We start from the raw sequence: 2,682 nt of genomic DNA, 5'->3' as shown, positions 1-2,682 counted from the left end.
GTTCGGCGGCGTCCTACTCTCCCACAGGGTCCCCCCTGCAGTACCATCGGCGCTGTAAGGCTTAGCTTCCGGGTTCGGAATGTAACCGGGCGTTTCCCTCACGCTATGACCACCGAAACACTATGAAACACATCAACCGCACCACACCCGGTGGCCCCGGGCATGGGGTTGTTCGTGGTTTCAGAACCAACACAGTGGACGCGAGCAACTGAGGACAAGCCCTCGGCCTATTAGTACCGGTCACCTCCACCCATTACTGGGCTTCCAGATCCGGCCTATCAACCCAGTCGTCTACTGGGAGCCTTAACCCATCTAGTGGGTGGGAACACTCATCTCGAAGCAGGCTTCCCGCTTAGATGCTTTCAGCGGTTATCCCTCCCGAACGTAGCCAACCAGCCATGCCCTTGGCAGAACAACTGGCACACCAGAGGTTCGTCCGTCCCGGTCCTCTCGTACTAGGGACAGCCCTTCTCAATGTTCCTGCGCGCGCAGCGGATAGGGACCGAACTGTCTCACGACGTTCTAAACCCAGCTCGCGTACCGCTTTAATGGGCGAACAGCCCAACCCTTGGGACCGACTCCAGCCCCAGGATGCGACGAGCCGACATCGAGGTGCCAAACCATCCCGTCGATATGGACTCTTGGGGAAGATCAGCCTGTTATCCCCGGGGTACCTTTTATCCGTTGAGCGACGGCGCTTCCACAAGCCACCGCCGGATCACTAGTCCCGACTTTCGTCCCTGCTCGACCCGTCGGTCTCACAGTCAAGCTCCCTTGTGCACTTACACTCAACACCTGATTGCCAACCAGGCTGAGGGAACCTTTGGGCGCCTCCGTTACTCTTTAGGAGGCAACCGCCCCAGTTAAACTACCCATCAGACACTGTCCCTGATCCGGATCACGGACCCAGGTTAGACATCCAGCACGACCAGACTGGTATTTCAACGACGACTCCACAACCACTGGCGTGGCCGCTTCAAAGTCTCCCAGCTATCCTACACAAGCCGAACCGAACACCAATATCAAACTGTAGTAAAGGTCCCGGGGTCTTTCCGTCCTGCTGCGCGAAACGAGCATCTTTACTCGTAGTGCAATTTCACCGGGCCTATGGTTGAGACAGTCGAGAAGTCGTTACGCCATTCGTGCAGGTCGGAACTTACCCGACAAGGAATTTCGCTACCTTAGGATGGTTATAGTTACCACCGCCGTTTACTGGCGCTTAAGTTCTCAGCTTCGCCACACCGAAATGTGACTAACCGGTCCCCTTAACGTTCCAGCACCGGGCAGGCGTCAGTCCGTATACATCGCCTTACGGCTTCGCACGGACCTGTGTTTTTAGTAAACAGTCGCTTCTCGCTGGTCTCTGCGGCCACCCCCAGCTCAAGGAGTAAATCCTCTCACCAGTGATGGCCCCCCTTCTCCCGAAGTTACGGGGGCATTTTGCCGAGTTCCTTAACCATAGTTCACCCGAACGCCTCGGTATTCTCTACCTGACCACCTGAGTCGGTTTAGGGTACGGGCCGCCATAAAACTCGCTAGAGGCTTTTCTCGACAGCATAGGATCATCCACTTCACCACAATCGGCTCGGCATCAGGTCTCAGACTATGTGCAATCCGGATTTACCTGGATCACGTCCTACACCCTTACCCCGGGACAACCACCGCCCGGGATGGACTACCTTCCTGCGTCACCCCATCACTCACCTACTACAGATCTGGACCGTCGGCTCCACCACTTTCCATTCCCCGAAGGGTCCGGAACGGCTTCACGGACTTAGCATCGCCTGGTTCAATGTTTGACGCTTCACAGCGGGTACCGGAATATCAACCGGTTATCCATCGACTACGCCTGTCGGCCTCGCCTTAGGTCCCGACTTACCCTGGGCAGATCAGCTTGACCCAGGAACCCTTAGTCAATCGGCGCACACGTTTCTCACGTGTGTATCGCTACTCATGCCTGCATTCTCACTCGTGAACCGTCCACCACTAGCTTCCGCTGCGGCTTCACCCGGCACACGACGCTCCCCTACCCATCCCAGCACCCGTTGGGGCTATTGCTGGAATGACACGACTTCGGCGGTACGCTTGAGCCCCGCTACATTGTCGGCGCGGAATCACTAGACCAGTGAGCTATTACGCACTCTTTCAAGGGTGGCTGCTTCTAAGCCAACCTCCTGGTTGTCTCTGCGACTCCACATCCTTTCCCACTTAGCGTACGCTTAGGGGCCTTAGTCGATGCTCTGGGCTGTTTCCCTCTCGACCATGGAGCTTATCCCCCACAGTCTCACTGCCGCGCTCTCACTTACCGGCATTCGGAGTTTGGCTAAGGTCAGTAACCCGGTAGGGCCCATCGCCTATCCAGTGCTCTACCTCCGGCAAGAAACACACGACGCTGCACCTAAATGCATTTCGGGGAGAACCAGCTATCACGGAGTTTGATTGGCCTTTCACCCCTAACCACAGGTCATCCCCCAGGTTTTCAACCCTGGTGGGTTCGGTCCTCCACGAAGTCTTACCTCCGCTTCAACCTGCCCATGGCTAGATCACTCCGCTTCGGGTCTTGAGCGCGCTACTAAACCGCCCTGTTCGGACTCGCTTTCGCTACGGCTTCCCCACACGGGTTAACCTCGCAACACACCGCAAACTCGCAGGCTCATTCTTCAAAAGGCACGCAGTCACGAG

The 2,682-nt window shown here is 56.7% G+C and carries 2 rRNA genes (1 of these 2 cut by a window edge); both read right to left on the bottom strand.

What is annotated here, in order from left to right:
* Positions 1 to 117 (bottom strand): 5S ribosomal RNA (gene rrf / locus ACWIHT_RS47095).
* Between the two features lie 93 nt (positions 118 to 210).
* Positions 211 to 2,682: ribosomal RNA gene (locus tag ACWIHT_RS47090) — 23S ribosomal RNA — on the bottom strand; it runs 729 nt beyond the window's last position.

It is taken from the genome of Streptomyces sp. NPDC002276 (assembly GCF_053891435.1).
Note: the sequence above shows the minus strand (reverse complement) of the source record. Positions and strands in the feature narration are given on the sequence as shown.